The organism is Acidobacteriota bacterium, assembly GCA_016195325.1.
In the GTDB taxonomy this organism is placed as follows: Bacteria; Acidobacteriota; Polarisedimenticolia; order JACPZX01; family JACPZX01; genus JACPZX01.
This window is the reverse complement of the sequence record JACPZX010000041.1, coordinates 37,193-53,730: the sequence shown is the minus strand read 5'-3', so window position 1 is coordinate 53,730 and position 16,538 is coordinate 37,193. Positions and strand designations below refer to the sequence as shown.

The window sequence follows — 16,538 nt, the reverse complement described above, 5'->3', positions numbered from 1 at the left end:
TAGTCGTCCGAATAGACGAGGATCTTCGTCGGCAGGCCGGAGAAGACGGCGGACGACGATGGGGACGGGGCCATTGGGCCCGATGAGGCGTTCCCGCCTCCCCCCGGAATACCGGGCAGCGTCGTGGAGCTCTCGAGGATGGGGGGTGGCGCGAACCCGCGCCCCGCTCCCGGCACCGCCACGAAACGAGTCTCGATCTCGAACGTCAGGTCGCTCCCGCCGCTGTTCTCGATCGTTACCGTCCGCGTGCTGCTCTGCCCCGTGAACAGCGACTCGCTCAGCGACGCCGGCATCACCGCCACATCCGGCGGCACGAGCCCTTCGCCCGTCATGTGCACGCTCAGCACCGGCTCGTCCGGGTCGTTGCTCTCGATCGTCAAACTCCCTTCGATCGGCTCCGCGATGCCAGGCGTGAAGGTCACCCCGACTTCAGCGCGCTCTCCCGGCGCAAGCGTCAGGCTCCCGGCGTCCGGCACGAACGCCGCATCGCTCGAGGTGATGCCTCCCACGCTCAGCACATCCGTACCCGTGTTGCTCACGGTGATCGCGAGCCGCCGACTCAACCCTACGAACATCGCCCCGAACTCCAGCCGATCGGCCGGAGTCGCGTACTTCAACCTCACCGTGTGCTGGTTCGGCGAGCAGAAATCGTCTACGTTCGGACTGTTCTGCACCGCCACGTGCACGACCCCATCCGAAATCAGCGTCGCGAGGCTCGCCGCTCCGATCGGAAACGTCCCCCGGGCCGGCACGCAGTCCGAGCCGACGGCGCCCACCGTGCCCAGGGTCAACCCCTCCGCCGTCGCCGTGGCAGACTCCGAGGCGTCGCCGTAGTCCCCTTCCGCCACCAGCTCCAGCGTTCCGCCACCGGCCGGCGGCGCCGTCACCACCAGCGCGTGCTGCGTCAACGCTCCGCTGCCCGAGTACGTCCGCACCGACTCGACGCTCACCTCCTGCCCCGACACGGCGATGTCCGGCGCCCCCGTCACGTGCAGGTGCGCGGGGACCGCCACCTCAGGCTCGTCCGGGTCGTTGCTCGCGACCACCACCTCCGCGTCGTAGTCCCCGCCGTAGAGCCGCGCCGCGTCGAACGTCACCACCACGTCCGCGCTCCCGCCCACAGGCACCACTCCCGTCCTCGGCGCGGCCGACAGCCACGCCATCGCAAGCGAATGGCTGAACGGGATCATGTTCGTCAGGATCTTGCCGCCCGCCCAACCGAGATCGAACCCGATCTCGAACGTCTGCCCGCCCGTCACCACCGTCCCGAGCCCCAGCCGGTACACCACGAGGTTCACGTCTCCCGTGCTCGTTGCCGCGATGCGCGTGGCGGCGGCCGGGATGCTCGTGAAGGAGGCGTGGCTGGCGTAGTCGCCCGTGAACGGATTCGGCACGCCGGCCATCAACGGATGGGTCGGATCCAGAACCTGATTCGTGCCGAAGAGAGCCTGACGGATCCGCATGCCCCCGGGCAACGTCACCAGCGAGGCGTCGCCGTCGGACCAACCCCACCCGGCCGCGTGAAACTCCAGCACCCCGCCGCCCCTCACGAATGCGTCGATCTGGTTCGAGGCCGAGGCGATCCGCGTGTAGTACGACGTCGGCTGATCGCTCGGGACGAGCACGATCCGGTACCTCGACAGATCCGTCGACCCCAGCGACGCGGAGGGGATCACGTCGAAGACGATTCCGTTCGCCGCCAGGATCGTCTCGTTCGCGTGGCTCCCCCACGGAAGGACGTCCTGGACGATGAGCACCGTGGCTCCCGCAACCGACGCCATCGATGATGCCTGGGCCTGGTACCCCTGCGGCGCCGTGTCGGAGCGGAGCGCACCGGCTCCCGCCGCCAGCGGAGGAGGCGCGACGTAAGCCGGAGCCACGCCGGCCACGCCTCGAAACGCCATCTCAAACGTCAGGTCGCTCCCTCCGCTGTTCCGGATCGTCACGACGTGCGTGCTCGTCTGCCCCGTGAACAGCGACTCGCTCAGCGACGCCGGCGTCACGGAGACGTCCGGCGGCACGAGCCCCTCGCCCGTCATGTGCACGCTCAGCACCGGCTCGTCCGGGTCGTTGCTCTCCAGGACCAGCTCGGTGTCGATCTCCTCCGGACGGTCCGGCTGGAACGTCACGCCCACGACCCGCTTCGCTCCCGGCGCCAGCACAAAGGATGTCGCATCGGCCGTGTACGCCGCGTCGCCCGCGGCCACCCGGCTCACCGTCAGCACGTCCGTCCCCTCGTTGCTGACCGTCAGGTTCAGCTTCCGGCTCGCCCCCACGAAGAGCGCCCCGAAGTCGAGCCGCCCCGACACCGCGATGTCCGGCGCCCCCGTCACGTGCAGGTGCGCGGGGACCACCACCTCAGGCTCGTCCGGGTCGTTGCTCTCGACCACCACCTCCGCGTCGTAGTCCCCGCCGTTGAGCCCCGCCGCGTCGAACGCCACCGTCACGTCCACGCTCCCGCCCGCGGGGACGACCCCCGTCTTCGGTGAGGCCGAGAGCCAGGTCGTGAAGTCGGAGCTCCAGATTGCGGCGTTGTGGAGGATGAGGGGGATGTCCCCCGACCAGCGGCCGGGGCTGCCGACGAAAATGTTGACCGCGACCAGGTTCTTCCCCTTCGTGGCGACGAAGGGCTGCCCGATGCTCCAACTCGCGACGAGGCTCGCACCGGGGGCGACGTTCGCGCTCCCGAGCAGATCGCCGGTCGCTTGAGTGACGCCGGCCATGATCGGGTGCGCGGCGTCGAAGGCTCCCAGCGGCGACGATCCGATCGGGCCTCCAAGTCCGATCAGCGGGTTGTAGCCGCCGCTTGAGAATCTCCCTCCGAGCTGCCACCCCGGGATGAACGAGGCCAGGGTGAGGACCACCCCCCCTCCCGCGTCCGCGTAGTCGGCGAGCACGTTGCCGGTGCCGACGGGGTCGCCGAAGGCGGAGTTGGCGACGACGATCACCGAGTGGTAGTTCGAGAGACTCGCCAGTGTCGGCGTCGCGTTCCTCCCGTCGAAGACGTCCACGGCCGCGACATCCGCGAAGCTCGCGAGCAGGGGACGGATCTCCGTCACGTCCGCGCCGCTCTGGAGCAGGAGGATCTTGAGACGGCCGGTCGCCGCAGCTCCGATCCCGCCCTGGGCGGCGGCCCCCGTACCGCTCGCCGGCGGAGACGAGGTGTCCCACGGGACGGTGCTCGCCGCCGAGGCGCTCGCCGTCGGGGATCCTCCCCCGCCGGGCGCCGGGGGGTTGGAGGGGGCGCGCGCCGACGTGTCGAAGAGCAGCTCTCCCGCACCGGAGTTCGAGATCGTGATCGTGCCGGTGACCGTCCCACCCGTGAAGAGGGATTCGGTGAGCGAGCCCGGAGCGACGGCCACGTCGGGAGGGCCGAAGGTCCGCGCGCTCGCGACGTTCGAGATCGGCGAGGCGTTGCCCCACTCATCGAGCGCCTTGACGGCGAAGTAATAGGTGGTGTCGAAATCGAGGCCGTCCACCGTCATCGCCTGGGGAGAGCCGGCGGGAGCGGGGACGGGCGCCGGTGTCGCCTGCCGTGCGACGTCGAAGCTCGAGGAGTCGATCGGTGACGTGGAGTAGCGGACGTCGTAGCGGCTGGCTGTTCCGACAAGCCCGTCGTCTCCCGTGGCCGTCCATCGAAGCTCCACGGAGTGGTTCGTCACCGTGGCCGTCGCCACGTCGGCGATCGCCGCGGGCGGCACGGAGTCCGGCGTCGCGATCGCCATGAAGGCGTTCAGGCGTCCGCCGCTCACCGTGCGCCCCGCGAGTGCGGAGATGCGGTCCGCGGAGTCCATCAGGAGGCGTTTCACCTCCACGGCTCCGATCGCGGGGGAGAGAGCTCGAATCAGCGCCGCCGCTCCGGAAACGTGCGGCGTCGCCATGGAGGTTCCGCTCAGCTGCCCATAGCTGTTCCCGGGGAACGTGCTCAGGATGTTGACGCCAGGCGCCCCGATGTCCACGCTCGTCACGCCGTAGTTCGAGAAGCTGGCGAGGCGATCCGAGGCATCCGTCGCCGCCACGGCGATGATGTTCGGCGAGTCGTAGCTGGACGGGTAATGGGGAATGAGATCGTTGTTGGTTCCGTCGTTGCCGGCGGCCGCGACGAAGACGACTTCGGCCGCGGCCGCGCCCCTGATGGCGTCGAGGAGTGCTTGCGAGAAGCCGCCGCCGCCCCAGGAGTTGCTCATGACGTCGACGCCCAGCGCGACGCCGTAGTCGATGGCGGCGATGGCGCCGGCCGTCGTGCCCGAGCCGCTGCCGTCGAGGAACTTCAGGGGCACGAGCGAGACGCGCCAGTTCACGCCCACGACGCCGACGCCGTTGTTCCCCAGGGCCCCGATCGTCCCCGAGACGTGCGTCCCGTGGCCGTTGTCGTCCATGGGATTGGCATCGCCGTTCACGAAATCCCAGCCATGGACGTCGTCGACGAACCCGTTGTGATCGTCGTCGATCCCGTTCCCCGGAATCTCTCCCGGGTTGGTCCAGATGTTGGCCGCCAGATCCGGGTGGTTGAAGTCGATACCGGTGTCGATCACGGCGACCCGCACGCTGCGGCTGCCGGTCGAGACGTCCCAGGCCTGCTCGGCGCGGATGTCGGCGCCGGGCGTCCCGCCCGTCTGCCCCGTGTTGTGGAGGCCGTACATCTGCGGGTAGAGGGGGTCATTCGGGGCGGTGCTGATGCTCAGGACGTAGTTGGGCTCGGCGTACTCGACGAATGGATGGGACCGAAGCCGGGCGAGCGCCTGGTCGGTCGTGAGCCCCTTCCCCAGCTTCCAGTGCTCCGCGCCGCTGCGGAACCGCCCGCGGGTCACACCGCCCACTTGATTGCGAACGTGATCGCGGTCCGCCGCCTTCACGTTCCTGTGGAACTTCACGAGGATCTCGTCCGGCGCGTAGCCCGGACCGGCCCCCTGGCCGCCCCCCGCCGCAAGCACGGAGAGGTCGGCGTCCCGCACTCCGATGCCGGAGGAGAGAGCGATCAGGAGGAAGGCGAGGAAGGCGCGACGAACGAGGTTTGAATGTCGGGCGAGAGGTCCCCGGCCCATGGATGGCTCCCCCAGGCCCCCGGCGGCGGGCGCTCTCCGTCTGGAGTCGGCGATCTCAAACGTTGGCGTGCGCTTGTCGATGATCGGTCGCGGGCTCGATATTGCGTGGAGATTACCGCGAGTTGGGAGAGACAGCAAGAGAAATTACCGGGAGACATCTCCTTCTCCGACGCGGGAGAGGGTCGGCGCCGCGAGCGGCGCATTCGCCGGGCCCCCCTCGGCCCTCGCAACGGGCCTGCGTGCGAGCTTGCTCTTCAGCGCGTGGGCCGTCTTCGCCATGCTGTAGCGGCTCATGAGGTAGTTCGAGACGAGGTGGTGCACGAGCCCCGTGCGGCTCGAGGCGGGGGCCGCGTCGTAGCGCCGCACGATCCCGCGGAGGGAGTACGACTCCTTGAGGAACGTCAGGTAGCCGTCCTGCAGCTCGTCCTCTGTCATCCGCTTCGGGCGGATCAGCACGTGGCCTCCGTCAAATAGGGGCCAGTTGTAGTCCATCGAGACGTCGGAGTCCTCGGGGCACGCGGTGCACGGAAGAAGATCGCCCGCGGCGACCGCGTCGTCGAAGGTGCCCGTCCCCGGGTAGGGCTGGATGATGTTGGCGGTGATGTAGTCGACGCCGTGGCGCCTCACGAACTCGAGCGTGCGATCGAAGACGGTGGCGTCGTCCTCGTCGAGGCCGAAGACGAACGCCCCCATCACCTTGATCCCCGCGTCGTGCACGCGCCTCAGCCGCTCGGTCATGGACGCGGCCTCGTTCGACCACTTGTCGAGGGCCCCGAGGCTCCCCTGGTTGATCGATTCGATCCCGAGGAAGAGCTCCCGGCATCCCGCGTCGTAGGCCATCTTGAGCAGATGCGGCTTGTCGGCCATGTCGATCGTGAGCTGCGCCGACCACGTGCGCCCGAGGGGCCGGATCGCCTCGAAGAGGTGCTCGAGGGCGCCGGCGGCGTTGTAGAGGTTGTCGTCCCAGAAGAAGAAGCGCTTCGTGGACCCCGGGCCGAGGTTGCGCACGAGGGTCTCACCCCGGGAACCGCGAAGACCCGGCAGCCGCGTGGCCAGCTTCAGGAAAGCGTTGAAGGCCCCCGGCGGCGCCTCTGAGATCGTGTCGCGCGTGAAGCGTCCGTTCTGCCGGTTCAGCTCGTCGACCACGTCCTCGGCGTCGCGATTGCGAACGAGGGGGCCGTTCACGATCTTCACGGCGCAAAAGTGGCAGTCGAGCTTGCACCCCCGCGCGAAGGTCGCCGAACCGAGAAGCTGCTGCGGCGCGGGGTCGAGCCCCTGCCAGATGTCCATGTCGATGCGCAGCGTCCCGCGATCGCGGATGCGCTGGAAGCCGGCGTTGTAGACGGGCTTCAGATCGCGACCCGCGTGCAGGTCCGCCAGGATCTCGGCGACGGCCCACTCCCCTTCACCCACCACGGTCGCGTCCACGTGCCCGTGGCGCGTCCCCTCGTCGGGGACCGCCGAGGCGTGCGAGCCCCCGAAGAGGATCGCCACCTTGCGCCCCGCCTCCTCGAAGGCCCGCCGAGCCTCGCGCGCCCGGCGGTACGCCTCGCGCGCCGAGTTGCTGTAGGCCGTGATCATCACGACGTCCATGTCGCCGCGCGAGAGATCGGCCTTGCGGCTCAGGATCGTCTCGAACGGCGTCGGCCCTTCGATCTTGTCGTGCTGCACGACGACGCGGCAATCCGCGGGGAGCAGCCCGTTCTGCCGGAGAAAGCCCACGATGTACGGAAAGCCGATGCCGGGGCTTCGGAGGAACGGCCCCGTCAGGCGCTCGAGGCGGCCGAGAAGGCCATTCCGCGCCGGCGGCGCATCGACGACGTAGGAATCACGCGGGGTGACGCAGATCAGATTTCCAATCGAAGGCATCGGGGCATCCTCCGAGGCAGGTGGCGTGGGCGGGGACGCCGCTTCGGAGAGCCCGGTGCGGAAGCGGTGCGGACGACGCGCGGGCGGCGCACGGCGCCACCATACCGCCGCGGCGCGGGAAAAGCGATTGAAGATTCGGTCGCCGCCGCCTATCCGTTCCGCTGCGCCGCGCGCGCCAGGACCCCCGCGACCCCTCGGGCGAACTCGGGCGCGGAGAAGTGCGACTCGGCCCGCGCCCGCGCCGCGCTTCCCATGGCCGCGCGGGCCTCGGGCGAGATCGAGAGCGCGCGCCTCAGCGTCGCCGCGAGGGCTCCCGCGTCGCGCGGGGGCGCGAGCCATCCTTCCGGCGTCTCTCCCCTCGCGCCGGCCGCGCCCTGGATCTCGAGCGGCCCTCCCTCGGCCGCGGCGATGACGGGAACGCCGCACGCCATGCTCTCCAGGATCACGCGTCCGAAGGGCTCGGGGCGGAGCGAGTAGTGAAGGGAGAGATCGAATTCGGGGTACGCAAGCTCCACGTTCGGCTGGAAGGGAAGCAGGAAGGCCGGGCCGGGAACGACGTCGGCTTCGACTTCGAACCGGGACAGGGCGGCGATGAGCGGACCGTCGCGGGGCGAGAGCACGCGCAGCTCGATGCCGTTCTCTCGGGCAAGGGCCGCGAAGTCGATCAGCACGCGCTCCGTCCCGCCGAGCTGAGCGGAGGCGGTGATTGCGGTGACTCTCAGCGGGGAAGCCCCCGGGCTCACAGCAGACTCCGATAGAGGTCCGCCGTCCGCCGCGCGGTTGCGGCCCACCGGAATCGTCGCGCGTGCTCCCGGCCGCGGGCGATCACCTGCTCGCGCCACGCGGGCTCCGCGGCCACGCGGCGCAGCGCGGTCACGCACAGATTCACATCCTGATCGCCGACGACGACCGCGGCCTCCCCCGCGGCCTCGACCAGGCCCCCGAGACCGGACGTGACGACCGGCAGACCGCAGGCCATCGCCTCCAGGACGGGGAAGCCAAACCCTTCGTAGTGGGACGGAAAGAGGAGGACGTCCGCCGCGCGGTAGGCCGCGCGCAGATCCGACTCGCTGGCCGCCCCGAGAGCCCTAACCCGATCCGCGATTCCCCGCGCCTCGACATCGGCCTGCTGGTCCCGCGTGAGCGCATCCCCCACCCGGAGCAGCCACGCGTCCAACCCCGCGGCCCGCAACCCGTGGACCGCCGCGATCACCCCCGGCAGATTCTTCCGCGGGGCGACGTTCCCGACGTGCAGCACCGTGAACGCGCCCGAAGGGAGACCGAGCCGGCGCCGGATCGACTCCCGCGGCTCCGCTGGCGCAGCGAAGAAATCATCGTCCACGCCGAAGGGGATGACGTGGATCCGCTCGTCGTGGCCCAGCCATTCGGCGAGCCCTCCCCGGAGCCACTCGGTGGCCACGATCCAGGCGTCCGCGCCGCGCAATCCCGACAGCACCCGGCCCAGCAAGCGATCGCGAATGCGCTCGCGCATCCCGGTGTCGCCGCGCTCGACCGTCATCACGGGAAAGAGGTCGTGCACGGTGACGACCCGCGGCCCGCGCTTCACCGAGTGCACGATGTGCGCGTAGGAATGGTCGAGCACGTGCACCAGATCCGCGCGCTCCGCTCCGACCTTTCGTGGGTAGGTGAGATACCGGGCGCCGTAGCGCCCGACCTGACCGAGGGCCGGCAGCGCGCCGCGCGGGAATTGGGGGGGGCCGGACCGGCCGGCGCCGTCCTCGGGAGGGAACCCCGGGATCGCCGTCGAGAGCGCGATCTCGAGGTCCGGCGCCTCGCGCGTCAGATGTTCCGCCACCCGCGCCGCGTAGCGATCCATCGAGGGCCACCGCTCGGCGGCAAGGTCGGGGACGAGGAGGATTCTGCGCACTGGCGGCGGATTCTATCACCCCTCCCGCGCCGGGCGATTCATCCGCGGGCCGCCTGGCGCCTCCTCCCGGTCGGGAGGCGGGAGGGCGCTCGATTCGCTCCAGTTTCGCTCCCGGGGGCCCTACATATATATAGGCGCCGCCCCGGCGCGGTCATCTCTTGAGACGGTAGCCGGCCTTCCGGGCGGTGAGGATGTGCCGCGGGTTGGCCGGATCCTCCTCCAGCTTGCGCCGCAGCTCGGCGACGTGGGTGTCGACCGTGCGCGACACGACGTCGGCGGAGTATCCCCACACCTCGTGCAGGAGATCCAGGCGCGAGACGACGGCCTCGTCGTGGCGCAGCAGGGCGAGGAGGAGATCGAGCTCCTTCGGCGCGAGATCGACGGCCTTGCCCGAGCGCGTGACGGTGCGGTGCGAGGGGTTGACCTCGACGTCGCCGAAGCGTCGCACGCCGTCGTCGCCGCCGGCTCCGGCCCGCCGCAGCAGCGCCTCGACCCGCGCGAGGAGCTCGAGGAGGCCGAAGGGCTTCGTCACGTAGTCGTCGGCGCCCAGGCGGAGCCCTCGCACCTTGTCCGCCTCCTCGCCCCGGGCCGTCAGGATCAGGATCGGCGTCGTGTCCCGCGCCTCGCGCATCGAGCGCAGCAGGCGGAAGCCGTCCATGCCGGGGAGCATCAGGTCGAGGATGACGAGATCGGGGCGCCACGTCCGCGCCCGCTCCCGGCCCGATCGGCCGTCCCTCTCGACGGCGATCTCGTACCCTTCCACCTCGAGGTTGTTCCGGAGGCCGAAGGCGAGGTCGTCGTTGTCCTCGATGACGAGGATGCGCTTCATGCGGGCAGCTCGACGACGAAACGCGCGCCGCCACCGCTCGCCGGCTCGACCCACGCGCGCCCGCCGTGGAGGGCCACGAGATCGCGGACGACTGTCAGGCCGATCCCCGTTCCCGCCACCGCGCGATCGCGATCGCGCGCGAGCCGCTCGAAGCGATTCCAGATCCTTCCGCGATCCGCCTCGGGCACGCCCGGCCCCTCGTCCTCCACCCACACCCGCACGCCCGCGCCCCCCCTCTCGGCGCCCACCACGACCCGCTGGCCTGTGGGTCCGTACTTCACCGCGTTGTCGAGGAGGTTGATGAGGACCTGGCGCATCGCGTCGTCGTCGAGGCTCGCCACGGCGGCGTCGTCGAGGCGCGTCTCGACCTGCACGCCCCGCCCGCGCGCGAGCGGCAGGAACGACGACACGATCTCCCGCACCAGCGGGGCGACGGCGCGCGGGCGCGGCGCGAGGTGGATGTCCCCGCGCTCGCCGCGCGAGAAGCGGAGGACGTTCTCGACGAGGTCGCCGAGGCGCCGCGCCTCCTGATCGATGATCTCGAGCGAGCGCCGGCGCTCGGCGTCGGTCCGAGCGCGATCGAGGAGAAGCGTCTCGGCGAACATCCGGATCTGCGTCAGCGGCGTCCGGAGCTCGTGCGAGACGCGCGCGATGAACTCCGCCCGCGCGGCCGCGAGCGCCCGCTCGCGCGCCATCAGGAATATGGCGGCGACGACGAGCCCCGCCGCCACTCCCTGGAGCGCGAGGAGGAGGGGCACCTGTGATTCGGGGAGCCCGCCGATGACGAGGCGCGGCGCGGCCGCCGGATCGATCGAGACGACGGCGACGGCGCCTTCGAGGACGCCGCCGTAGGCGTCGCCGAAAGGAACCCTGGCTCGAAGGATTCCACCCCTCCCCTGGCCCGACCGGAAGAGATCACCTCCCTCCCCGTCGACCACGCCGACGTCGAGGAGATCGTTCGTCAGATGACCGTCCCCGAGCGAGGCCGGCAGCAGCGGGCCGCGCGTCACGGCGCGATCGATGAAGCCGCGCAGCGCTCCTTGTTCGAGCTCGAACCCCACGAGCGCCGGTCCCGCCGAGGCGATGACGAACGCGCGGGGGCGGCCGCCGATCTTCGCGCGCGCCGCGGTGAACGACCGCGCGAGATCGGGCTTCGCGGCGGCGACGGCGGGAAGGCTCGCGCGGATCCACGCGAGGGTCTCCGCATCGAGAGGCGCGCCGCTCACCGCGAGCGCATTCCGCGCCGCATCGAGGACGAAGAGCGAGGGGGCGAGCGTGAGCGCGCGGCGCAGCGCCTCGTCGTCGGGGGCGGCGAGGGCGGACGGCTCGGGGAGAGCACCTCCCGCCGGCGCGGCGGCGACGCGGCGGAGGGCGGTGATGATCGGATAGCAGCCGTTGTAGCCGATTTCGTTCGCGGCCCGCCGCACCAGCTCGTGCGCCGCGAGCGAGGCGTAGTCAGTGAGGACCCCTTCCGCGACGCGGCGGTGGGAACGCGAGGCCCCGTAGGCGAGGCGCGCGAGGACGGCGACGAGGAGGAGGCCCAGGACGAGAAAGGAGGTGATGAAGACGGAACCCCATCCCGATTCGAGCCGCCGCCGGAAGATCGTCATGGGACGGGGATTGTAGCAGCGGCCGGCGCGGCGGCCGGCCGTTCCTGACCGTTTCCTGACAAACCCCGCACCCGACGGCGACCCGGCGGGCCTCCCCCGTGGCTACGCTCCGGCATTCACTCTCACAGGAGGCATGCGATGCGAATCATGGGACGCAGGCTGGAGGCACGAGCGCTGGTTCTCGTGGCGGCGGCGCTTCTCGGTGCCGGCTCCGCGAGCGCGCAGATCCCGGACAAGTTCAAGAACCTGCAGGTGCTGCCGAGGGACATCTCGAAAGCGGATCTCATCGAGTCGATGAAGCAGCTCACCAACGCCCTGGGCGTCCGGTGCACTTACTGCCACGTCGGCGAGGAGAAGGCCGGCGCGCCGCCGTTCCAGGATTTCAAGTTCGACTCCGACGACAGGGCGCCGAAGGTGACGGCCCGCGCCATGATGAAGATGACGGCGGACGTGAACTCGAAGTACCTCGCGGAGATCAAGACCGGACGCGACAGGAAGGTGCAGGTCACGTGCATGACGTGCCACCACGCCGTCGCGATCCCGCAGACGATCGGGGACATCGTGCTGGACCTCGTCGCCGAGAAAGGCGTCGCCACCGCCGAGGCGAAGTATCGCGAGCTGCGCAAGCAATACGAGGGGAGGGCCGCCTACGACTTCGGCGAGTTCGCGCTCCACGACGTCATCCGGGTTCTCGCCAACAAGGGGCAGGTCGACGACGCGATCGTCCTCGAGAAGATGAACGTCGAGCTCCACCCCGACTCGTCGCGCGCCTTCTTCACCCTCGGCGAGCTGTACGCCGGCAAGGACGACAAGGCCGCGGCGGCCGACGCGTACCGGAAGGCGCTCGCGATCAGCCCCGACATGGAGCAGGCGAAGAAGCGCCTCGCGGAGGTGACGAACGCGGGGAGCTGATCAGTCCGGCAGCCATCCGGTCCCCAGGACCGGCCGGCCGGCGAGGGCCACGTAGAATCCGAACCCGGCGAGAGCGGCGACCCAGAGCACGGAGAGGATCGTCCCCGACGCGTACCACGCGGAGAGATCGGTGGTTTGGAGCGTTCCCGCAAGTGTGGTGTAGACCGCGAAGAGGACCGTCGTGGAGAGCAACCCGAGCCGCGTCAGCGAGAGCAGCAGGGTGCCTACGAATACCAGCGTGCCGATGGCATCGAACCAGTACTCTGCGGCGGGCAGGGTCAGGAGAGTGAAGGCGGCGAGAACGACCGCGCCCGCGATCCACGTCCGCCTGAGCACGATCGAGAGAAGCAGGAGCAGAATCAGCAGCAGCATCGGCGGCACGATCGAGTGGACCTGGCGGTCCAGGAACTCGCCGAAGAGGAAGCGTGTTCCCGCGAGTGCGTGCAGGCGAATCGAGGCCGGCCGGCTCGGCGCCAGGCCGAGCCACGCGGGAAACTGTAGGCCGACCTGATCCCAAAGCCGCAGCCCGATGCCGATCAGGCAGCCGAAGAGGACGTCCCTTCCGACGAGCGGATCGCGGAAGCGTCCGGCCAGGCCCCTCGTCCACGAGACGATCGCGTCGGGCCAGCGCCTCCGGACGAACGGCTCCAGCGCGAGGTAGAGGGTGAAAATCATCAGCCCCTCGAAGAGCGTCTGCGCAAGCGTCGAGAGGAGGGCGCCGACCAGGTCCCCGAACTCACCGGCATGCTTGGCGTAGAGCAGCCAGGCGAGCATGTGCAGCGGGACGAAGACCCCCGCGATCCGGACGGCGCCGCGGAGATCGCTCCGCCCGAGCCGGACGTTCCGGCGCGCGAGCAGGAATCCTCCGGTGAGGACGCTCAGGAGGAGCAACCCCCCAGCGAACTGGGCGACGCGCTTGCCCGTCGTCGTCTCGTCCAGGGCCGATTCCGCCGGCTTCTCCCACGGGCCGATCACGCGGAAGAAGACGGGAACGCCCCGGTACGATGCCGCCTCCACGCGAACACCGAGCTCGGGTCTCTTCGCCGCGACCGATTCCCACGCGAGGCGCGCGTCGGTGTGGAACGGCGGGTTCCAGCCAGGCGGAACGCGGCGAAGATCCGCGATACCCAGTCCCGCCGCCGCGAACAACGGGCTGAAGTCCGCGTCGCCCGGTGGCGCGCCGCCGGGCTCGGCGCGCTCCGGCGGAACGATCTCCATCCGTATGAGACGCCCCGACGTGTCGGTCCAGACGGTCGCGATCCCGGGCGAGCCCGGCGGAGGATCCTCCAGGGACATTCGATTCGAGATGGGGTTCAGCGGCAGGAGAGGCTTCGGACCCTGACGGTAATAAAAGATGATGGGTGCGAGCGCCCCCTGTCCGAGCGCCTTCCAGCGATTCGGGTCCGTCGACTTCTCCAGGTGGTCCAGATACGTCTTGTTCTCGCTCAGTCCCCAGATGAAATCACCCGCGGGCTCCGGATGGCCCGTCCGGCCGAGCAGGGCTCGCGCCTCGGCGGCGAGAACCTGGGGCTCCTTGGGAAGAGACGTATAGCTCGTGATTCCCCCCGCGCCTCCGAAGAGGACGATGAGGGCGAGGCCGGCGATCGCGCCGACGATCGAGATCAGCCCCGCTCGGGCGCTGAGCCCTCCGGTCACGACGGAGGCCGCGACCATCTCGGGGGACGGCGTCTCCCCCGCCGCGAGCGCCGCGGCGAGGGGATCGCCCCCCGGAAGCGCGGCCGCGACCGCCAGCGCCGAAGAGGGTCGCTCGGCCGGATGCCGCGCGAGGCATGCGAGGATGACCCGCTCGACGGAGCGATCGAGTCCATGGACGAAGCTCGAGGGCGAGGTGACGCCCGATTCCTGCTGTCGCATCAGCTCGGGCAGCGACTCGGCGCGGAAGGCGGGCTTCCCGGTGAAGAGCTCGAACAGCACGAGCCCGAGCGCGTAGATGTCGCTCGCGACCGAGACTTCCTTTCCGGCAACCTGCTCGGGCGCCATGTACCCGGGCGTGCCGGACCGCAGATCGGCGCCGATGACCTCGCCGGCCAGAGCCGCCAGACCGAAATCGGTGATCCGCACCCGTCCCTCGCCGTCCAGCATGACGTTGGCCGGCTTCAGGTCGCGGTGCAGCACTCCCTTGTCGTGGGCCGCGGCCAGCCCCGCACACATCTGACGCGCGATCTGGAGCGCCTTGTCCTCAGGGAGGCGCCCGATGCGTCGGAGGAGCGAGCGCAGATCCTCTCCGTCGACGTACTCCATCGAGATGAAGTGCTGCCCGTCGGCCTCGGCGATGTCGTAGACGCGGCAGACGTTCGGGTGGGAGACCTGCCGCGCGATCTTCACCTCGTGGTGGAAGCGCGCGAGCATGGAGGAGCCCCGCTCGAGATCAGCGGGGAGAAACTTGAGCGCGACCGGTTGGCCCAGCTTCATGTCGTCGGCGCGGAAGACCTCGCCCATGCCGCCGCGTCCCAGACGGCCGACGATCCGGTACCGATCGAGGAGCATCGTCCCGGGCGGAAACCGTCCGTCGGAGGTCGGCGAGCCGGACGACGCGGACGACTTCCTGTGGATCAGGGTCGGCCCGCTCGAGGCGGTGGGATCGCCGCCGAGGGGCGCCCCGCACTCCGGACAGAACGGGCTCGATGAGGACAGCTCGGCCGCGCACGCGGGGCATCGGCTCATCGAGATCGGGGGTCCTCCGTGATCGGGGGTCGCAGAACCTGCCGCGCGCCGCCGCGGGAGCGTTCATGATAACGCACATCCCCGCGCGGACGGCCTCCGTCCTTCGATGCCGAGACTGTTCGAGCGCCTCACGTTCAACCGCGGACCGGCCACACATGCTTCGTGTCGTACTTTGGGAAATTGTCCATGAAACCCTCGTCGAAGCGCGCGTACCACGCACTGCCCTCGCCGCCGGCAGCGCTCGTGGACGACCAGTAGCCGGCGGGGATATCCACTCCGGCGAACGGATGGCCCGCGGGGAGTGACGGGTTGTACTGGCTGTAGTCGAAGAGGCTCTGCAGCTCCTTGATGTTCGGCAATCGCCAGGTTCCGGCGACCGAGCCGTCCGTCAGGCCACAGGCCCCGCTCGCCAGCGTATTCGAGCTGGTCAGGGCGGTGGCCCAGGTCTCCTGGCCGAAGCAATCCGCGTTCTTCAGCCAGACCAATCCGGTCAGATTGTCCTTCACCGTGCCGTTCCCATTGTCCGTGAACCGAGGAGAGGCTGAGGCACCGATCTGAAACGCGCCGTCCTGACCCGTGCCGGCACAGCTGACGGGGTTTCCGAATGTGTCCCAGCATCCGGTCTGGCCGGTCCGGGCGACACTGGCTCGAGCGCCCAGCCTGTCGTAGATCTGCTGGAGCGTGACCATGGTCGGAGCCGGTGGTCCCGGGGGATCCAGGGTGCCGGCGAGGGCCGCCCCGAACACGACGAGGCCGGTCGCCATGGAGAACAAACGGTTCGTGGTCGTTGGTTTCATAATCCGCACTCCTCTCTCTCTGCTGCCCTGTCAGGGGCAGCCATTCCCCGACGCGTTGATTCCAGCATCGCGAGATCCGACCTGGGATCCGTCGTTGTAGGTTCCGGCTCCTCCACAGCTCGCGCCGCGCACGAGGTACCAGGTGCCGTCGCCGAGAGCGGGCGTCCCGCTAAGGGTGACGGACGTCCCGGTCGTGTGGGCGACGCAGGCCTGGGTCGCCGCCTGGAAATTGCCGTGCGCGCTCCGCAGCGCGGAGAGGCGGCCCTGGACGATGTCGTACGAGGTCGCTCCGGGCAGCGCGGCCCACGAGAAGGATGCGGCGCCGCCGGCGGCGCTGGTCGCGGTCACTCCGGGCGCTCCCAACGGGGCGGCCCGGCGCCAGCCGGTCGTCACCCGGTACGCCACCGGACTGGACGACGAGAAGGTGATCCACCCCGCGTTCTCAGACCAGGCTCGCCCGCTGAAGTTCCCGTTCACGGGATCGATCGTCACCCCCGCCCCCGCAGGCGCGAAGTTGATCCAGCCGGCGTTCTCCGACCACGCGTACCCCGCGAGCGTTCCGCACCCGTCGTTCGTCACGCCGTAGCTTCCCGCGGCGCACGAGCGGTTCGCGCACGACAGGCTGATCCAACCCGCGTTCTCCGACCATGCCCAGCCGGTCAGGCCCGAGTCCGAGACCTGAACTCCCGGCCCCCCGGCCCCCCCAGGGCGGGCGTTGATCCAGCCCAGATTCTCGGACCAGGCGAATTTCGATCCGGCGTTGCCGGGGTCGATGTTCTCGGCGAAGGCGGCGCCTCCTCCGAGGAGGATCGCGGCGGCCAGTGCCAGGAGCCGTGTCTTCGGGCATTTCATGGGTCCCCCCGCATCGTTGGGTCCGAGACCAGCTCCGGTTCGGGCCTCTAC

Annotated in this window: 10 protein-coding genes; 1 reads left to right on the top strand and 9 read right to left on the bottom strand. The window is 70.1% G+C overall.

Annotation, left to right across the window (positions count from 1 at the left end; all coding sequences use genetic code 11):
• From HY049_08990 to HY049_08965, 6 genes are all read right to left on the bottom strand, one after another.
• Nucleotides 1-5,045, bottom strand: a 5,045-nt coding sequence (locus HY049_08990) for a S8 family serine peptidase (protein ID MBI3449035.1), incomplete at its 3' end; no start/stop codon positions are given.
• 144 nt (nucleotides 5,046-5,189) lie between these two features.
• Nucleotides 5,190-6,914 carry a cobalamin B12-binding domain-containing protein gene (locus HY049_08985; GenBank protein MBI3449034.1) on the bottom strand — a complete coding sequence of 575 codons (1,725 nt, stop codon included), beginning with the start codon at nucleotides 6,912-6,914 and terminating at the stop codon, nucleotides 5,190-5,192.
• Nucleotides 6,915-7,063: 149 nt separating this feature from the next.
• On the bottom strand, nucleotides 7,064-7,657 hold the full coding sequence (locus HY049_08980; protein MBI3449033.1) for a glycosyltransferase: 594 nt from the start codon (nucleotides 7,655-7,657) through the stop codon (nucleotides 7,064-7,066).
• A complete protein-coding gene (locus HY049_08975; GenBank protein ID MBI3449032.1) occupies nucleotides 7,654-8,802 on the bottom strand; it encodes a glycosyltransferase family 4 protein in 1,149 nt (382 codons plus the stop codon). Before HY049_08975 ends, HY049_08980 begins: the two co-directional genes overlap by 4 nt.
• A gap of 151 nt (nucleotides 8,803-8,953) precedes the next feature.
• On the bottom strand, nucleotides 8,954-9,631 hold the full coding sequence (locus tag HY049_08970) for a response regulator transcription factor (GenBank protein ID MBI3449031.1): 678 nt from the start codon (nucleotides 9,629-9,631) through the stop codon (nucleotides 8,954-8,956).
• Entirely contained in the window at nucleotides 9,628-11,241 is a 1,614-nt protein-coding gene (locus tag HY049_08965) for a HAMP domain-containing histidine kinase (GenBank protein MBI3449030.1), read from the bottom strand. Before HY049_08965 ends, HY049_08970 begins: the two co-directional genes overlap by 4 nt.
• Nucleotides 11,242-11,379: 138 nt before the next feature.
• Here HY049_08965 and HY049_08960 point away from each other — a divergent pair, with 138 nt between their 5' ends.
• Nucleotides 11,380-12,153 (top strand): c-type cytochrome, encoded by a 774-nt coding sequence (locus tag HY049_08960; GenBank protein ID MBI3449029.1) that lies wholly within the window; start codon nucleotides 11,380-11,382, stop codon nucleotides 12,151-12,153.
• Here the strand turns inward: HY049_08960 and HY049_08955 are convergent, their stop codons facing one another.
• The 3 genes from HY049_08955 to HY049_08945 all read right to left on the bottom strand — a co-directional run bounded on the left by HY049_08955 (nucleotide 12,154) and on the right by HY049_08945 (nucleotide 16,487).
• Complete coding sequence (locus tag HY049_08955; protein ID MBI3449028.1) at nucleotides 12,154-14,838, bottom strand: protein kinase; 2,685 nt, start codon at nucleotides 14,836-14,838, stop codon at nucleotides 12,154-12,156.
• Between the two features lie 134 nt (nucleotides 14,839-14,972).
• On the bottom strand, nucleotides 14,973-15,635 hold the full coding sequence (locus HY049_08950) for a DUF1566 domain-containing protein (GenBank protein MBI3449027.1): 663 nt from the start codon (nucleotides 15,633-15,635) through the stop codon (nucleotides 14,973-14,975).
• Nucleotides 15,636-15,665: 30 nt separating this feature from the next.
• The gene (locus tag HY049_08945; protein ID MBI3449026.1) at nucleotides 15,666-16,487 is read right to left on the bottom strand and encodes a hypothetical protein; all 822 of its coding nucleotides are present in this window, start codon (nucleotides 16,485-16,487) and stop codon (nucleotides 15,666-15,668) included.
• Between the last annotated feature and the right edge of the window lie 51 nt (nucleotides 16,488-16,538).